Source organism: Streptomyces sp. A18 (genome assembly GCF_059026065.1).
The window spans coordinates 43928-59974 of record NZ_JBWLKL010000018.1 but is presented as its reverse complement, the minus strand read 5'-3'; the positions used below and the strand labels follow the sequence as shown (position 1 = coordinate 59974).

Sequence of the window (16047 nt, the reverse complement as noted above, 5' to 3'; positions counted from 1 at the left end):
GCCTTCGCAGCCGGACTCATCCGCAGCCCTCAACTCATGGCGACCGCGGCGCCGATGCCGCTCGAACACTCGTCGACATCAGGAACGGGCGCGCACTCACGTGAGGACGACACATCCCTGCCGCTCCAGCTCGCGGAGGAGCGATAGGGAGGGGTCGACTTCGTTCCACCGCAGATCCAGTTTCTCCAGCGAGGGCATCTGGGCAAGCCAGTCGGGCAGTTGGCTGAGACGGTTGCTCCGCAGGTCGATCTGACGCAGTCGCGGGAGGCCGGCCAGCGGCTCCGGCACGCTGGTCAGGGAGTTCTCGCGCAGGTCCAGGTGGCGCAGTTCGCGCAGCCCGGCTGCTGCTGACGGCAGGTGCTCGATCGCGTTCCCTCGGAGCCACAGCTCACGCAGGCGGCGGAGCCGGCCGATGGTATCGGGCAGGGAGGTAAGCCGGTTGTGCTGCGCCCTGAACTCGATGAGGTCGTTCATCCCGCCGATGGTCTCTGGCAGGGTGGTGAGTGAGTTCTCACCGATGTTGAGGTAACGCAACCGGGTCAGGTTGCCCAAGGAGTCGGGAATCCGAGACAGCTGATTGTCGTGCAGGTAGAGGCAGTTGCTGAGCTCGGTCAGCTTGCCGAGTTCTTCGGGCACCGACGTCAGCGCGTTGTGCCCCAGGTCCAGAGTGTTCAGGCGGTGGAGCTGCCCGATGTCCGGTGGGATGGCGGTCAGCCCGTTGTCCGCGAGGATCAGCACATGGAGGTCGGTCCGTCGCCAGACCGACTCGGGCACCTCTCCGATTTCTTGACGCCACAAGTTCAGTGTGTGCCTCACGGCATCTCCCCTTCGTCAACAGTCCCGGGCTTCGCCAACAGTCCCTGGCTTCGATTCTCGTCCGGGGGCCTCCCTCGGCGCGTGGTGTGTCGGGATGGCTGCGACGAGTCTCACCGCCGGCCAGTCAGCTGATCGGTGGCGGGAGGGAGACTCGGGCGGCGAGGAACTTCGGGGCCATCTCGCGGTAGCTGTCGGTGATCAGTTCGGAAAGCTCGGTCCAGTCGGAGTGGTCACCGAGGACGGTGGCGACGACGTTGTGGCCCCAGTCGGCGCGGAGGAACGGGAACCCGTCGGCCGTCAGGCCGAGCAGGTCATCGACGGGTACCCGGAAGGTCATCACGACCGGTTCCTGACCTGCGGTCACATACGGGGCGTACACCGGGGAGCGATCCGTGTCCGGCGTGTAGACATGGGCGAACGTCCGCGTGCGGATCCGCCAGCGCACCCCGATCCAGGCCGACTCCTCGTAGGACTCGGGCAACTGCCGACAGATCGGCCGCAGCCGGTTCAGGATCTCCGGCGGCACGTCTCCAGGACTGGACATGGGGCGACACTAGCGACCGCCCACGATCTGGCAGGGCCCGCCCCCGTCATTCCTCCCAACGTGCGGCAGCGCGGAGCCCTCGTGCCTAAACGAGTTCTGCAAAGTGGACATGTGAGTCATCCGCGACGATGGCGATGGCCACCGGCCTTCGGCCAGCCACACTCGCCATCGACTCATCGACTCATCGACTTGACGACTCGTTGACCCACGCCACCGCCGGATTTGACGACCTACCGGTAAGCGCCGGTCGTGTCGTGCAGCTCCACTTCTGCCTCGATCTCCACGGGCAGGTCCCAAGGCAGCCCGGCCACACCGACGGCCACGCGCGCGTGCCCTCCGATCTCCTTGCCGAAGAGGTCCACGAGGAGCTGGGACGCGGGGTTGAACACGGCGGGGAACTCCGTGAAGCCCGGTGCCGAGTTGACCATGCAGTGCAGTGAGCACCATGCCTTGACCGCCCCCAGGTCCGAGGCTTCCTTCTCGACGCTCGCGAGCAGGGACAGAAGGGTCCGTACCGCCGCCTCCTGGGCGCCCGCCAAGTCCACCTGCGCGCCGACGGTTCCGTAAGGGCCGGTGACGGTGCCCTCGTCGTCGGTGGGAATGTGCCCGGAGACGTACAGACGGGCGCCGACCCGGCGGACGAGGCTGGCGGGGATGCTCACTCCGGGGCCGCTGGGCACTTGCCATGCGGTGGGCAGGGCGAGCCCGCGGTCCGCGAGCCGTTCACGGACCAAGGTGCTGGTCACGGAGTTGGCGTTGGCAGCTGTCCGGTTCATGAGAACTCCTCTTGTGTACGCGGTCGGTGGTGCGGGGTGTGGGCGGGGACCAGCAGCTCTGGGCTCGCCTCGCCCGTGGCGGCGAGGCCGGTCAGTTGCATGTCGAGCCTGAGTTCTTCCAGGAGGAGCCGCAGGACGCTGGCCACGCCGGCGGCTCCGTCGGCGGCCAGTCCCCAGAGGTAGGGGCGTCCGATGAGGACAGCTCGGGCTCCCAACGCGAGGGCCTTGAGGATGTCGCCACCGGTGCGGACACCGCCGTCGACATACACCTCGGCTTCGCGTCCGACCTCTGCCGCGATCTCGGGCAGGCAGTGAAGGGTGGGGCGGTCCCCGTCGAGCTGGCGGCCCCCGTGGTTGGAGACGATGACCGCACGGGCGCCGGCTGTGACCGCGCGGCGTGCGTCCGAAGGGTGGGCGATGCCTTTGAGGACAACGGGCAGGGAAGTGCTGCCGATCAGCCGGTCGACGTCGTGCCATGTCAGATGGGGGTCGAAATTGAGCGCGAACAGTGCGGCCAGCGAGTCCGGCCCGTCAGCGTTCAGCGGCTGTGCGGTGCCTGAACGGGCAACGGCGTCCATGAGGTTGACGGCCCGCACCGACGCCGGGGGCCTGAAATGGCGTCGTAGGTCACGCAGTCTCCTGCCCGGGGCGGGGGTGTCCACGGTCAGTACCAGGGCGCGGGCACCGGCGTGCTCGGCCCGGCGTACCAGCTCGGTGGTGATGTCCCGGTCCCGGTGGAGGTAGAGCTGGAACCACATGTCCCCGCCGACCCGTGCCACCTCGTCGAGGTCTGTCGAGGCCAGCGTGGAGAGCACGTGCGGCAGGCCCATCCGCCGGGCGGCAGCAGCGGTGGCCAGCTCGCCTTCCGGGTGGGCCAGTTGCTGCAGTGCGGTCGGGGCGAGCAGGATCGGAGCGGCGATGTCGCGGCCCAGGATGCTGGTCTCCGTGCGGGGAGCGTGGACATCGGTGAGCACGGTGCGTTGGAACCACCAGTCCTGGAAGGCCAGCTCGTTGTCACGCGCGGTGTGTTCCTGGCCTGCGGAACCGTCGTAGTAGTCGAAGATCTCCGCGGACAGGACGGCCCGTGCCCGGTCGCGGAAGTCCTGAACGGTGATCACCGGCGGTCCAGACGGGGCACGGCGAGCAGAGTCAGCGCCGCTGCGGCCAGCCACAGGGCGACAGTGAGTACACCGATGTGGTGCAGCCCGTTGGTGAACCGCTCGGCGGACGCGGTGTCCTGTGCCATGGCTCCGAAGACGGCGATGCCCAGCGCGCCGCCGGCCTGCCGGGCGGTGTTGTTCACTCCGGAGGACAGCCCCGGCAGTTCCGGGGGGCCGGCCTGGAGGGACGCGGCGACCACAGAGGGCGTCAGCAGCCCCATGCCGAGGCCGAGGCCGAGCAGTACGGGTACGAGCCGCAGGTAGGAGCTGTCGGGGCCGACGAGCAGCAGACTCGCGGCGCCCGCGGCACCCAGCAGCAGCCCGGCGAGCATGGGCGGCCGAGGGCCGTACCGGGCGGCCAGGCGGCCGGTGAAAGGCGCGCACACGGCGAGGGGGACGAACAGGGGCAGCAGCATCGCGCCCGCCGTCATGGCGTCGTGGCCCCGCGCCTGCTGCAAGTACAGCGTCACCACGAACACCGCGCCGATGCCGACGAAATTCATCGCGGCGGCGACGGTGTTGGCGCCTACGAAGTCCGGCTTGCGCAGCAGCGCCGGAGGGAACATCGGGCTGGGCGCACGCCGCTCCCACAGGGCGAGGACGACCGCTCCGGCCATGGCAACCACACCGGCGGTCAGGGTCTGTGGCGACGCTCCGGAGTGACCCGCGCTGATCGCGCAGTAGACCAGCGCGGTCAGCGCCACCGCGGATGACAGGACGCCGGGCAGGTCGAAGCGGCTGCTGCGAGATGGCTCGTCCTTGTGCACGACCCGCAGGGTCAGCCACAGAGCCGCTGCCACGACGGGCAGGTTGATCAGGAACACGGCTCGCCAGCCTCCCGCCGCGGTGACCAGGACACCGCCAAGAAGCGGCCCCGCGGGCAGGGCGAGGGCGGAGATCCCGGCCCAGATGCCGAGCGCCTTTGCCTTTTCGGCACGTTCGGGGAAGGCACGGTTGACCACGGCGAGCGTGCTGGGAAGCAGCAGCGCGGCGGCGAGGCCCTGGAGTGCGCGGGCCGCGACAAGGGTGGCGGTGTTCGGGGCGAGCCCGCACATCAGCGAGGTCACGCCGAACAGAGCGAGCCCCAGCACGGCCACGTTCCGGTGCCCCCAGCGGTCACCGACCACTCCCGCTCCGAGGAGGGACGCGGCCAGCACCACCGTGTAGGAATCGACCACCCACTGCAGTCCCGCCAGGTCGGCGTCGAGAGAGCGGCCGATGTGCGGAAGGGCGACGTTCACGACGGTCACGTCGAGCTGGACGAGGAACATGCCCGCGCACATGACGGCCAGGACCAGTGAGCGCTGTGCGGCAGGTGTGGTACTTACTGGATGTGAGCGGGACTGTACGGGGGAAGTGCCGGGCGATGAGGACATGTCGTCATCGTGGCGCGCGAACCGTTCGGTGCAGGTCGAATCATCGACGACAGAGGATCACCGCCATGACTGCCCCCCGCTACCCCAGGGCCAAGCCGCAACTGGACCTCGCCAAGGCGGCAGCCTTGTTCGCGGTGCCGGCCCGTGTCGAGATGCTGCTGGCCCTGGAGGGACGAGAATCCTGCTCGGCGGGCGAGCTCGCGGAGCAGGCCGGCGTCTCGGCCTCCACGGCGAGCAGCCACCTTGCGTGTCTCCTTGAGCAGGACCTGCTCAGGGTGGAGCAGCACGGCCGACGGCGGGTCTACCGGCTCGCCGGACCCCAGGTCGGGGCCGCCCTGGAGGCGCTGCGCCTGCTGGTCAGCCTGGGGCACGAGCCGGAGGCGGGGCCGCCCCTCAGCGGGACATGACGGACGCGGTCACCTCGTCGTCGAACCCGAACGCGTCCCGGAGCCCGTCGGCTCCCGTTTCCGTGACGACAAGCGCGCGGTCCTTCTCCCGGTGCCGCCGGATCCACCCCAGCTCGAACATGCGCCCGGTGAGCGCCGCGCCGAGCGCGCCCGCGAGGTGGTGTCTGCGTACGGTCCAGTCCACGCAGCCGCGGGCCAGCGGTCTGCGTCCCGCGCGAGCCGACTCGCTGGTGATGCCGAGCGGCGGCTCGCCGTTCCAGGCATCGGGAACGAGCACGAGGGCGCCCGCCTCCTCCTGGAGCATGCCCCGCTGCCGCAGGGCGTCGGCGATCGCGACACCCAGCCGTCCGGCGAGGTGGTCGTAGCACAGCCGGGCACGGGCCAGTTCGTCCTGCCGGCGGACCGAGCGCAGGGAGTTGGGCTCCCGCTGCGGCGCGAGCACCGCCAGGGTCTCCAGGGCCTGCCCGACCAGGGGGTCGGTGATGCGGTAGTAGGTGTGTCTGCCGCAACGCTCCGTGGCGAGAAGGCCGTTGTCCACCAGACGGCCGAGATGCTCGCTCGCGGTGGACTTGCCGACCCCCGCGATCCTGGCCAACTCGCTGGCCGGCAGGCGCAGGTCGTCCATCAGCGCGGTGACCATCGCAGCTCGTGACGAGTCGCCGAGGAGACCCGCGACAAAGGCGATGTCAGGGGCGTCGACCACAGTTCGGCTCATGCCGGACACGTTACTCGGTAGCTTCTTGCTCGCACCACGGAGCCCCGGAAATGCGGGACGCCGTACGTAAAGCGGAGACGCATGGAGAGTAAAGAATTCTCCATGAAACTACCAGGGTGGGTTTCACATGACGGTGAAGGTGACGGAGTACCGCGGCGAGTACGACGACAAGCTCTACTGGGAGCGGGTCGACCGTAACCTCGGATGGCTCGGGGATACGGCGGATGAGCAGCGCCGACGCCAGGAGAAGCTCCGGGACTCGGTGATCGGCATCGTGGGCACGGGAGGCATCGGCGGCGCTGTGGCCACGCGGCTGGTGCGGATGGGGGCGCGGAACCTCAAGCTCGCCGACCCGGATGAATTCGATATCACGAATATTCAGAGGCAGTTGGGTGCCTCTCTCGACAACGTCGGCCGCAATAAGGCCGAGGTTGTCGCGGAGATGGCCTTCGAATTGACGAAGGATGTCAACATCGACGTCTATCCGGAAGGCATCACCCCGGATACCGCGGAGCACTTCATGGCCGACTGCGACTACGTCATGGACCAGATGGAGTTCTACCAGGTCCAGAACCGCTACGCATTGCACCGGGCATTCCGGGCAAGCGACCGGTGTCAATTCATGTTCAAGATACCAACGGTGTCGCACAAGGTGTTCGTCTTCACGTACACCAAGGACTCGATGCCGATCGAGGAGGTCTACGACCTCCCCGAGGACGGCCCCATCGACGACGCGGCGGCGCGCCGGCTGATGGAACGCATCATCCCGGAGATGCCCGAGTATCCGGGCGAGAAGATGATCGACGAGTGGTTCGTGGGGATGCAGCGGATGCCCATCTTCGGCGCGTGCCCGCCGCTCGCGGAGGGCATTCTCGTGGAGCGCCTGGCGCAGGAGATCATGGACCTCCCCGGGCGCACGGCCCTTCCCGTACAGCCCGGGTACGCGGTGTACGACTCCCTCACCTGGGAGTCGAAGCTCGTGGAGCGGGCGTGGTGGGCCAAGTGACGGCGCCGATACGCGTGGTCCTGCTCTCGGAGAACAACTCCAAGTTCGGCGCGCCGTTTCTCACCGCGCTGCTCGCACACCCTGATGTGGAGGTGGCGGGCGTCCTGACCCGCCCTCCCGGAACGTTGTGCAGCTATTACATCGGTGAGCAGGATCCCGTCGATCTGGCGGACCAGGCCGGCGCTGTGGGCGTCCCGGTCCTGCGGCCTCGTAGCGTCAACGACCCCGAGACGGTCGCCGCCCTCACGGAGTTGGCCCCGGACTACCTGCTGATCGCGAACTTCCAGCAGATCCTGCGCGAGCCGGTACTGGCCGTCCCCAGACATGCGGTGGTCAACTTCCATCCGGGGCCGCTTCCCCGCTACGCGGGCCTCGCACCCTTCTTCTGGATGGCTCGCAACGGCGAACGGGACGCCGGTGTAACCGCGTTGATCACCACTCCGGGCATCGACGACGGGCCGGTCCTCGCTCAGCGGCCGGTGACACTGACGGGGACGGAGGGAGCCGGCGAGATCCGGGACAGACTCTTCGGCGAGTCCCGTCACCTGCTGCACGAGGTGATCCCCCGCCTGGTGCGGGGAGACCTCACGGCAGCGGCCCAGGACATGGACTCCCGGAGCTACTTCTCCGCCCCCACCGCCGAGGACACCTCGATCGACTGGTCGTGGAGCACGGACGAAGTACTCAGAGTGGTACGCGCCTGTCACCCACAGCCGGGCGCTTTGATCGCTGCGGACGGAACGGGGTTGCGGGTCCACGTGGCGCAAGCACTGCCCGAGGGCGCTGTGCCCGGTGGCACCCCTCTGCCGGGCACGGTCCGTTCCGATGACCGGCACGGGTTGATGGTCGCCTGCGCCGACGGATGGATCCAGGTGCTCTCGCTCAGCTGGCATCCCCAGGGCGGCCCGGCATCCGTCACCCAGGACGTCGCCGCCAACCCTGACCTGGCCGCCGGCCTCGTCGAACTCCTGGCTTCGCACACCGAGTAGCACCGTGCGCCGGTGCGGGAGGGGAGCGGAGCGAGCAGCTCCCCTCCCGCACCACGCCCGAGAGGGGTTGACCGGAATCAACCCACCAACAACGTAAGGAACTCACATGACCCCGACGGCCGTGCTCGACGTCCCGGCCGCCGTCGGCCGCCGTAGAAGTCTGCGCAACGCGACGGCCGGCAATGTTCTGGAATGGTACGACTGGAACGTCTACGCCATCTTCGCGCCGTTCTTCGCTCCACAGATCTTCGACTCCCACGATCCGGCAAGCGCCCTGCTGCAGAGCCTGGTGGTGTTCGCGGTGGGGTTCCTGACCCGCCCGCTGGGCGGGCTGCTGATCGGGTTGTGGGGCGACCGGTTCGGCCGTCGCCGTGCCCTGACCCTGTCCATGCTGCTCATGGCCGCCGGCAGCCTGCTCATCGCCCTGTGCCCGACCTACCGCACGGCGGGGTGGCTCGCGCCGCTGACCATTCTGGTGGCCCGGCTGGCCCAAGGCCTTTCGGCCGGCGGCGAGTTCGCCGCCTCGTCCGCGTACGTGGTGGAGATAGCCCCACCCGGCCGCAGGGGTCTCTACTCCAGCGCCATCTACGTCAGCAACGCGCTCGGCAACCTGATCGCCGCGCTGCTCGGCACGGTCCTGACCATGCTGCTCGATGACGACCAGATGACCGCCTGGGGCTGGCGCGTCCCCTTCCTCCTGGGAACGGGGCTCGCCTGGTACGCGTTCGTCCTGCGGCGCCGCATGATCGAGACGCACCTCGTGACCGAGACGACGTCCGACGGCCCTCCGGACGACTGTCAGGACAGCGGGCCACCCGAGCGGAGCCGCCGCTCGGCGGCCGCGGGTGGGATCTGGAGCAGGCCCGGCGCGATGCTGAGAGTCGTCGGCTACACCCTTGCCGGCACCATCGTCTACTACACCTGGGTCGTCTTCCTGCCGTCCTACGCGACTGCCGACGGCCACGTCACGCCTTCATCCGCACTGGTGGCCACCACCGCCGCGCAGCTCCTGTTCATCGTCGTACTCCCGCTGGCGGGCATGCTCGCCGACCGGGTGGGCACGAAGCCACTGCTCATGGTGTTCGCGGTGGGTTTCGCCGCGCTCACGGTTCCCCTGCTGGCCGTCGGATCGCGATCGTTCACGTGGCTCGTGGCGATCGAGTGCGTGGGTCTCGTCCTGTTCTGCGGCTACGGAGCCATCGCGCCGCAGATCATGGCGGAGCAGTTCCCGGCGGGGGCGCGGGCCACGGGCATCGGGGTTCCCTATGGTCTGACCGTCTCTGTCTTCGGGGGCACGGCCCCCTACCTCGCGGCAGCGGCCAGCCACTCCGGGCACGCCGTTCTGTACGCGGGGTACGTGGCACTCGCGAGCGTGGTGAGCCTCGGCTTCTTCGCCCGGGTGCCCCCGAGGGCCTCATGAACGACTTCACCCACGAGACCTCCGGCATCTCAGCCCTCCGGCATCTCCAGGATGGCTTTGGGGCGGCGGCGAGCACTCCGCCGAGCGCGCCGTCATCGACCGGCAGGGCTTCCATGCGCGCCGCGCTGAACCGCAGCGTGGGATGGGCCTGTCGGGCGTGTTCGACCATGGCGGGGGAGAGGTCGAACCCGAAGGCGTCCAGCCCCAAGTCGTGCAGCATGGCGGTCAGATGACCGGGCCCGCACCCGACGTCGGCCGCCCGCAGGTTGCCCGTACCGTGCACGAGTTCGGCGAAGGCGGCCATCATGTTCCGTGCGAACGGCTGCGCCTCCAGCCGGTTGGCGTACAGCGACGCGTACAGCTCGACGATCCCGTCGCATGATGAGGCCGGCGGGCGGTGGTGGATCACCTTTTCTCCTTCTGGTGCTCACCCATAAGGAGTTCTGGGTGAGCAGCCGCCGTGGTGGCAACGATCGTGTCGCCCTTGTGAAGCACGTCGATCACGGCGTCCGAGGGTTCGGCGGGCGTGGAATCATGATCACTTCTTTGGCGTGATCATGATGAGGGGGAGCCGTGAAATCGGCTGTAAGGAAGTCCTCGCGGAGGTTGGCCGGCAAGGTCGGCGCCGGCAAGGCCGTACGGCCGGTGCTGGCGACGGCGCTGTCGGTCGCCGTGCTGGCCGGTGCCGTGGCCTGCGGGACCGATGGCGGCGACAAGGACGACAAGGGTGCCAAGGGTGCACATGGCGCCGGGGCGAAGGCCCGCAGCGGGCAGGTCGTCCAGGCCGCCGGTGCGGCGCCGAAGGCCGAAGAGGGCGGTGCGGTCAAGTTCGAGTTCGAGCAGGGCTGCAAGAAGGTCAAAGCGGCGCTCGAAGGGTTCCTGCAGAAGGGGCTCGACAGCATCGGCTGCTGGGACAGCGCGAAGCTGCCCGAGCCCGAGGTGAAGAAGGCCTCCGAGATCGAGTCCCAGGCGGGCCGGCAGTGCCGGGCCCAGCCGGGGCGCTGGTTCTACACGCGCACGGACGCCTGCGGGCGGGTGTCGCTCACGTACACCGTGATCGACCTCAGGACGAAGCGGACGACCGGCAGGGCCGTGTTCACGGCGACGCAGGAGATCCAGCTCGACCCCAAGGAGCACAACGGCAAGACCTCCATCAAGGAGGGGCTGTGGCACACCGAGAACACGCTGCGGCTCGACGCCGCCTCGGGCTCGGCCAGAGGGCTGCGGGCATCGTGGAAGACAGCATGCGCGGGTGGCGCGTGCGCGGCCGACAAGGCGTGGTCGGGATCGGTGCCGATCAGCAAGGGCCGGGTCCTGGACGGCGCCACCAGCCATGTGTGGAAGGGGGCTGCACCGGTCCAGAGCTTCGGCGTGAAGAACACCGTGACCATCCTCGGTGCGGGCCAAGTCCTCATCTCTCCGGCCTGGTTCGCGCCGCCGATGAAGATCAGGTGCGACCAGACCTTCGGTGACGCCCGGTACCCGAGCGGCAAGAACGTCGGCTGTGTGTTCCCTCAGGCGGTGCCGACGATGAAGCTTCCGCTGCGGAACGCCGGACAGGCCAACGTCGCCTGGTCGATGCGGAACCTCAAGGGCCACTGGGGCTGGCAGGGCCGGGGCAAACCGCTGACCCGCCTCGCCGACGAGGGCAAGTCGGACGCCAACCGCAACAAGATCTGCCACGACGGCACGTTCAAGGCCGATCCGCAGGTCCCCGACGACAGCTGCGACGAGTACCCGTTCGCCAAGACGCGGCAGAGCGGTGGGCAGCGGAAGCTGGCGGGCAAGGACTGCGCGGAGATCCGTCCCCACAAGGAGACGAGCGGCAAGCGCAAGGGTCAGTGGACCATCTACTACGTCGGCAACGTGACGCCGAGCAGTGAGTGCACCATCGGGCACGTGCCCAACAAGCAGAACGGCTCGGTCGGTGGGTCAACTGAGCGGCTTCTACCAGAAGCAACGGGTCATCGACGGCGAGAAGTTCTGGATCAGCGTCGGCTGACCGGATGTGCGGGGCGAGTGAGGCGGGGCTGCAATCCGCCTCGCCTCACTCGTCGTACGCCGGAAGCCTGGCCATCAGGCCGAAGGTGACCTCGTGCGGGCCCAGGGCGACCCCGGTGTAGTCGTGCAGGAGTGCCAGGGCGCGCAGGTTCGGCGAAAGACCGCTCTGCTGGTCGAAGAATCCTGCCCGGCCCATCTCCGGGACGAGCCGGTCGGGGTCCTCGCCCCGTTGCTCGTGCCGGAGTTCGGGCTGCCGCGTGTCGAACTTGGTGATCAGCGTCCCGTCCACCCAGTGCTCGACGAAGCCCAACGAGTCACCGTTGTAGCAGCCGATCAGCCGGGTGCCGCGCGAAGCGGCGGCGAGACGTTCGTCGTCGAAGGCCCAGGTGCTCGCCGGCTCGAAGGCGAAGGCCCAGTCCCCGGCGACGCCGCCGTGCAGCGCGCCGAAATCCCAGTAGTCCTCCAACGCCTCCTCGCGCAACGCCCCGACCTCGTCCGCGTCGTCGGGCTGCCGGATGCTCTCCGGCTCACCACCGATGCGTACGAGCACGTCTCGGCCGGTCAGACCCTGGACCAGGGTCAGACTGTGCGCCATGTGCATCTCGGCGATCCATGCCAGCGGATTGCTCATCGTGCGGCGTCGGGGTGGTTGCCGCGCGAGCCGCCGCTGCAGCTCGATGTGAACCGGGCGATTTCCTCAGCGCAGTTCATCGCTTCCCCGACTTCCCTTCGATCAGCTTCAAGCACGTGCGGTGGCGTGGTGGCCGCCGCACACATGATCCCATAGCGATCAGCGAGCAGCCGGGCCTCGGGGCGCCGGCGTTCAGCCCGCCGGATCTTGCCGCTGATCGCCACCTCGGCTCTTGCTCGGGCCGCCAGCTGCAGCGCCATGGCGCCGGCCGAGCCCCGACGCGCCGGTGACCATGGCCCGCTAGCCCGGCCGCACTTGAGTACGGGGGTACACGGCGGTCACCGATTGCAGCGTGGGGTTCGTGTCGCTGCGGCATCCGGAAGACTGAACGGCCCCCAGCCCGATATCAGCCGCTGCCGCTGGGGGTGGAACGGAGCAGGAACTGCTGTCGCGCACTGCCGGGGGCTATGCGCCGCGATGCTGCCCGGCCTTGAACACCGCCTCGATCAGCGCCATCTTCCGCGGATCATCGGCGATGTTCCCGCCCATCCGGTTCATGACGTAGCCGATGCTGATGCCCGACTCGGGGTCGGACAGACCGAAAGAACCCCCGAAGCCGTCGTGGCCGAAGGCCCGCGGGTTGGGGCCGTACGAGCCGTTCCGGCCGCTCAGCCAGAGGCCGAGGCCGATCTCGGTGTCGTGGGCGAAACCGGCGCCCAGGACCAGGTCTCGGCAAGCGCCCTGGCCTTCGCGTACACGTTCCGCGGCCGCGGCCGACAGTACGCGCCGGCCTGCGTACTCTCCCCGGCCGGTGAAGATCTCATACAGCGCGGCGACACCGCGGGCCGTGCCGTGGCCGCCCGCGGCGGGGATCTCGGCGGCGCGCCACTCGGGAGTGTTGGCGTCGGCTGCGCGGGTGACAGGGTTGGCCAGGGCAGCCAGCGCGACGGGCTCCAACTGGCTGAAGGCGGCGTGCTGTTCACTGCTCTCGGCAGCCCGGGGGTGCACCAGCTCGGCCGCGCGCATGGCCTCCTCTGCCGGTAGCCGGATCGTGAAGTCGATGCCCAGCGGGCCGGTGACTTCCTGGTGCAGGAATGCGGAGGGCAGCTGCCCGGTGATGCGTCGGACGACCTCGCCGACCAGGTGGCCATAGGTCATCGCGTGATAGCCGGACCGAGTGCCCGGCTCCCACCACGGCGCGGTGGCGGCGAGACGCGTCGTGGTGAGCTCCCAGTCGTAGAGATCGGCCAGCGCGTGCGGTTCACGCAGCCCTGCCAGGCCCGCCCGGTGCGAGAGCAGATGACGTACGAGGACGCCCTCCTTGCCTGCCGCCGCGAATTCCGGCCAGTACGCGGCGACCGGCGCGTTGAGGTCCAACAAGCCTTGGTCGGCCAGGAGATGGGCGCACAACGCTGTGGCGCCCTTGGTCGTGGACCACACGTTGACGAGGGTCTCCCGCTGCCACGGGCGACTGCGCGCGGCGTCGGCCCAGCCGCCCCACAGGTCGACGACCGGCGCTCCGTCGAGCAGGACGGTCACGGCTGCGCCGAGTTCGCCGCGCTCGCGGAAGTTCTCCTCGAAGGCGACGCGGACGCCTTCGAAGCGTTCGTCGACGTGGCCGTCGACCTGAGGTGCCGCCTGCTCTGCCATGGAGCCTCCGCCTTCTGGGACTGACCATACCGACCGGTCGGACCAGTGAGATCGAAGGGAACATACCTACAGATCCATCCGTCGTGAAGAGGTCCGGTCCGTTCCGGCCGGTCCTACCTGAAGCGACGAAGGGCTGGGCCCCTGCCGGTCAGGGGTGAACAGAGGAGAAGGGTGCCGGTTCGGGGTCTTCGTTGCCACCAGGGGTCCCGATCGCCACAGCTTCATGAAGGCACTCGCCGTTCATCAACGTCAACTTGATGAGCGGGTCGCGTTGCCGCGCAGCAGTGCCGTGGCCGCGTGTGTGGCGCGGGTGGCGACATCCTCGGGGGAAAGGCGGGAGCAGGTCAGGAAGTCCTCCGCGTCCAGGGCGATGTAGCCGTGGGCGAGGGAGAAGAGCTGTTCGAGCAGGAGCAGCGCCTGGGAAGGGTCGGTGTGGCCCGCCCGCTGAGCGAGGTCGAGCAGCAGCGTCATCAGGCCGCAGCCGGCCCGGGCCAGGTCGGCGTCGTGCAGCGGCCTCAGCTCCCGGGCGAAGATCACGTCAAGGCCGGCGCCGCGGTCGGATACGTGGCGCACGTATGCCCCCGCAGTGGCCGCGAGCCGGTCGATCGGGTCGGGGCCGGCCGTCTGCGCGGCGGTCTCCATGGCGCGGGTGAGCTCGTCGGCGGCCTGTGTCGCGACGACGGCGAGCAGCGCCTCCCGGTTGCGGAAGTGGCGGTACGGGGCGGCGGTGCTCACCTTGAGCCTGCGGGCGAGTTCGGCGACGGAGAAGCCGGCGATCCCCTTCTCGGAGAGCAGCGCGAAACTCTCGGCGATCAGCGCCGAGCGGAGCTGTCCCCGGGCGGGACGCCCAATGTCCGCCCCAACTGCGGCCTCGGCCACTCGACCCACCTGCCTTGACGAGAAGTAAGAGCCCTCTTACTGTAAAAGTGATAGCCCTCTTACTTCTAGTGCTGGAGGCCGCACGTGACAGGGATCGACGGAAAAGTGGTGGCCATTACGGGCGCGGGCAGCGGTATCGGCGAGGCGAGCGCACTGTTGCTGGCCTCGCGCGGTGCAAAGGTCGTCCTCGGAGCGCGTCGCAGCGACCGCCTGGAAGCGCTCGCCGCACGCATCGAGGCCAAGGGCGGCGCAGTCGCCTGGACGACGACGGACGTGCGTCGTCGCGGCGACCTCGCGGACCTGGTGGCCTGCGCCCGCGAGCGCTACGGCGCGCTCGACGTCCTCGTCAACAACGCCGGGGTCGGCCCCATCTCCCCGTTCGACGAGCTACGCGTCGAGGACTGGGACCAGATGATCGACGTCAACTTCCGGGGCGTGCTGTACGGGATCGCCGCAGCACTCCCCGTCTTCCGCGAGCAACGCAAGGGGCAGTTCGTCAACGTCGTCTCGACCGCCGGGCTGCGCATCGTGCCGAACCAGGCCGTCTACGCGGCGACGAAGAACGCAGTGCGCACCCTCTCGGAGGGGCTGCGCCAGGAAGCCGGGCCCGACCTGCGGGTCACCATGGTCTCGCCCGGCTACGTAGGGACGGAGTTCGCCGACTCGGTCACCAGCCCTACCGTCAAGTCGCAGGCCCCGACGGTCGACTTCTCCCTCGCCCCCGACGACATCGCCCGCGCTATCGCTTTCGCGATCGAACAGCCCTCGAACGTCGACGTCGGCGACATTGTCGTCCGCCCCACGGCTCAGGGCTGACGCCGCACGGAATGTGCATCGCCCGGCAAGTCGCTTCGAGTTCACCAAGGATGCGGACTGTCGGTGATGCCCATGCTCTCGTAACCGCCCTGGACGAAGACGGCCCGACCGGACCGGGCCCCCGGGCAGCGCGCTGTCTGGCCTACGGTCGTTCCATGACGAGTGACGGCGTAGTTGTGGATGAGGCCATTCGTGCGGCGTGGGCTTCCTGCCGGGTCCTGGATAAGCGGACTTCCGCCGACGACCGCCAGGAGGCGCAGGAGCGGGTCGAAGCCGCGGTGGACGGGTACGGGCGCGAGGAGGTGTCCCGGGGCACGGTCTTCCTGGTGGGCGTGTTGACCGGGTATCTGATCGCCGAACAGCCCGGTGGCGAGGATCGACTTGATCCGCTCAGTGATCTGATCCCTGCAGTGATCCGCAGACTCCCCACGTTCGAGATGGCCGACCCGGCTCAGGTGCCGATGGTCACCGGCGTCCTCATGGCCGCTGCCATGGGCATGGACACCGTGGCGTGGCGCGACCGGTTCGGGCAGATTCCGCCGGAGGAGGCTCTGGTGCACGGCTTCGTGCTGTGGCTCCTCGCCGACCTCTTCGATTCCCTGGCCGGACGGCCCGGAGTCATCGATCAACTGATGCGGGAGACCTTCGACTCCATGGCCGCCGACCAGAGCTGACGTGCGGCGATGTTTGGGTGCAGGGGCAGTTGACGGAGTAGGACGGGCCCCGCGAGCGCAGGAGTTTGAGCTCCCGCGTCCCACAGGGCCACCGGCGGTTGGATTTCGGCTGCATCAGAGAACTGGTGTGGCTCTGGACAGAGTTGACTCGATAGCGCCCTCTGAGCAGCCGGGGAGTGCCCGCTGG

At 68.9% G+C, this 16047-nt stretch carries 17 protein-coding genes and 1 pseudogene; 7 read left to right on the top strand and 11 right to left on the bottom strand.

Annotation, left to right across the window (positions count from 1 at the left end; translation table 11 throughout):
- Positions 1-96: 96 nt before the first annotated feature.
- From AC5P1C_RS25705 to AC5P1C_RS25685, 5 genes are all read right to left on the bottom strand, one after another.
- Positions 97-774, bottom strand: a complete 678-nt coding sequence (locus AC5P1C_RS25705) for a leucine-rich repeat domain-containing protein (RefSeq protein WP_493868283.1) — start codon at positions 772-774, stop codon at positions 97-99.
- A 166-nt stretch (positions 775-940) separates the two neighbouring features.
- Positions 941-1360, bottom strand: a complete 420-nt coding sequence (locus AC5P1C_RS25700; protein WP_493868282.1) for an MmcQ/YjbR family DNA-binding protein — start codon at positions 1358-1360, stop codon at positions 941-943.
- A 230-nt stretch (positions 1361-1590) separates the two neighbouring features.
- On the bottom strand, positions 1591-2136 hold the full coding sequence (locus tag AC5P1C_RS25695) for a RidA family protein (RefSeq protein WP_493868281.1): 546 nt from the start codon (positions 2134-2136) through the stop codon (positions 1591-1593).
- Positions 2133-3254 (bottom strand): alpha-hydroxy acid oxidase, encoded by a 1122-nt coding sequence (locus tag AC5P1C_RS25690; RefSeq protein WP_493868280.1) that lies wholly within the window; start codon positions 3252-3254, stop codon positions 2133-2135. Before AC5P1C_RS25690 ends, AC5P1C_RS25695 begins: the two co-directional genes overlap by 4 nt.
- The gene (locus AC5P1C_RS25685) at positions 3251-4567 is read right to left on the bottom strand and encodes an MFS transporter (RefSeq protein WP_493868279.1); all 1317 of its coding nucleotides are present in this window, start codon (positions 4565-4567) and stop codon (positions 3251-3253) included. The genes AC5P1C_RS25690 and AC5P1C_RS25685 overlap by 4 nt, the downstream gene beginning before the upstream one ends.
- A 170-nt stretch (positions 4568-4737) precedes the next feature.
- On the opposite strand from AC5P1C_RS25685, the gene AC5P1C_RS25680 reads away from it, so the two are divergent.
- Positions 4738-5079 (top strand): ArsR/SmtB family transcription factor, encoded by a 342-nt coding sequence (locus tag AC5P1C_RS25680; protein WP_493868278.1) that lies wholly within the window; start codon positions 4738-4740, stop codon positions 5077-5079.
- Here AC5P1C_RS25680 and AC5P1C_RS25675 read toward each other — a convergent pair.
- Positions 5066-5794, bottom strand: coding sequence for an ArsR/SmtB family transcription factor (locus AC5P1C_RS25675; RefSeq protein ID WP_493868277.1), 729 nt, complete (start codon positions 5792-5794; stop codon positions 5066-5068). The genes AC5P1C_RS25680 and AC5P1C_RS25675 overlap by 14 nt on opposite strands.
- Before the next feature lie 127 nt (positions 5795-5921).
- Between AC5P1C_RS25675 and AC5P1C_RS25670 the strand changes: the two genes are divergently transcribed.
- The 3 genes from AC5P1C_RS25670 (at position 5922) to AC5P1C_RS25660 (ending at position 9209) form a co-directional block, all read left to right on the top strand.
- Positions 5922-6800, top strand: a complete 879-nt coding sequence (locus tag AC5P1C_RS25670; protein WP_493868276.1) for a ThiF family adenylyltransferase — start codon at positions 5922-5924, stop codon at positions 6798-6800.
- A complete protein-coding gene (locus AC5P1C_RS25665) occupies positions 6785-7789 on the top strand; it encodes a methionyl-tRNA formyltransferase (protein ID WP_493868275.1) in 1005 nt (334 codons plus the stop codon). Before AC5P1C_RS25670 ends, AC5P1C_RS25665 begins: the two co-directional genes overlap by 16 nt.
- Before the next feature lie 106 nt (positions 7790-7895).
- A complete protein-coding gene (locus tag AC5P1C_RS25660; protein ID WP_493868274.1) occupies positions 7896-9209 on the top strand; it encodes an MFS transporter in 1314 nt (437 codons plus the stop codon).
- Positions 9210-9276: 67 nt separating this feature from the next.
- On the opposite strand, the pseudogene AC5P1C_RS25655 reads toward AC5P1C_RS25660, so the two are convergent.
- Positions 9277-9618: pseudogene (locus tag AC5P1C_RS25655) on the bottom strand (class I SAM-dependent methyltransferase); the annotation flags it as partial.
- 197 nt (positions 9619-9815) lie between these two features.
- Here AC5P1C_RS25655 and AC5P1C_RS25650 point away from each other — a divergent pair.
- Positions 9816-11300, top strand: coding sequence for a hypothetical protein (locus AC5P1C_RS25650; protein ID WP_493868273.1), 1485 nt, complete (start codon positions 9816-9818; stop codon positions 11298-11300).
- Here the strand turns inward: AC5P1C_RS25650 and AC5P1C_RS25645 are convergent.
- The 4 genes from AC5P1C_RS25645 to AC5P1C_RS25630 form a co-directional block, all read right to left on the bottom strand.
- Positions 11257-11841 (bottom strand): DUF6461 domain-containing protein, encoded by a 585-nt coding sequence (locus AC5P1C_RS25645; protein ID WP_493868272.1) that lies wholly within the window; start codon positions 11839-11841, stop codon positions 11257-11259. The genes AC5P1C_RS25650 and AC5P1C_RS25645 overlap by 44 nt on opposite strands.
- A complete protein-coding gene (locus tag AC5P1C_RS25640) occupies positions 11838-12101 on the bottom strand; it encodes a hypothetical protein (protein WP_493868271.1) in 264 nt (87 codons plus the stop codon). The genes AC5P1C_RS25645 and AC5P1C_RS25640 overlap by 4 nt, the downstream gene beginning before the upstream one ends.
- 205 nt (positions 12102-12306) lie before the next feature.
- On the bottom strand, positions 12307-13491 hold the full coding sequence (locus tag AC5P1C_RS25635) for a serine hydrolase domain-containing protein (protein WP_493868270.1): 1185 nt from the start codon (positions 13489-13491) through the stop codon (positions 12307-12309).
- 249 nt (positions 13492-13740) lie between these two features.
- Complete coding sequence (locus AC5P1C_RS25630; protein ID WP_493868269.1) at positions 13741-14370, bottom strand: TetR/AcrR family transcriptional regulator; 630 nt, start codon at positions 14368-14370, stop codon at positions 13741-13743.
- 84 nt (positions 14371-14454) lie between these two features.
- Between AC5P1C_RS25630 and AC5P1C_RS25625 the strand changes: the two genes are divergently transcribed.
- Positions 14455-15186: an SDR family oxidoreductase gene (locus AC5P1C_RS25625; RefSeq protein ID WP_493868268.1), complete on the top strand. Its 732-nt coding sequence runs from the start codon at positions 14455-14457 to the stop codon at positions 15184-15186.
- A gap of 155 nt (positions 15187-15341) precedes the next feature.
- Positions 15342-15860 (top strand): hypothetical protein, encoded by a 519-nt coding sequence (locus AC5P1C_RS25620; RefSeq protein WP_493868267.1) that lies wholly within the window; start codon positions 15342-15344, stop codon positions 15858-15860.
- Positions 15861-16047 lie beyond the last annotated feature (187 nt).

Bases quoted from the DNA above. Each gene is read 5' to 3' on its own strand.
- AC5P1C_RS25700 (WP_493868282.1), bottom strand. From the start codon at position 1,360: ATGTCCAGTCCTGGAGACGTGCCGCCGGAGATCCTGAACCGGCTGCGG.
- AC5P1C_RS25695 (WP_493868281.1), bottom strand. From the start codon at position 2,136: ATGAACCGGACAGCTGCCAACGCCAACTCCGTGACCAGCACCTTGGTC.
- AC5P1C_RS25685 (WP_493868279.1), bottom strand. From the start codon at position 4,567: ATGTTCCTCGTCCAGCTCGACGTGACCGTCGTGAACGTCGCCCTTCCG.
- AC5P1C_RS25680 (WP_493868278.1), top strand. From the start codon at position 4,738: ATGACTGCCCCCCGCTACCCCAGGGCCAAGCCGCAACTGGACCTCGCC.
- AC5P1C_RS25675 (WP_493868277.1), bottom strand. From the start codon at position 5,794: ATGAGCCGAACTGTGGTCGACGCCCCTGACATCGCCTTTGTCGCGGGT.
- AC5P1C_RS25670 (WP_493868276.1), top strand. From the start codon at position 5,922: ATGACGGTGAAGGTGACGGAGTACCGCGGCGAGTACGACGACAAGCTC.
- AC5P1C_RS25660 (WP_493868274.1), top strand. From the start codon at position 7,896: ATGACCCCGACGGCCGTGCTCGACGTCCCGGCCGCCGTCGGCCGCCGT.
- AC5P1C_RS25645 (WP_493868272.1), bottom strand. From the start codon at position 11,841: ATGAGCAATCCGCTGGCATGGATCGCCGAGATGCACATGGCGCACAGT.
- AC5P1C_RS25640 (WP_493868271.1), bottom strand. From the start codon at position 12,101: ATGGCGCTGCAGCTGGCGGCCCGAGCAAGAGCCGAGGTGGCGATCAGC.
- AC5P1C_RS25635 (WP_493868270.1), bottom strand. From the start codon at position 13,491: ATGGCAGAGCAGGCGGCACCTCAGGTCGACGGCCACGTCGACGAACGC.
- AC5P1C_RS25620 (WP_493868267.1), top strand. From the start codon at position 15,342: ATGACGAGTGACGGCGTAGTTGTGGATGAGGCCATTCGTGCGGCGTGG.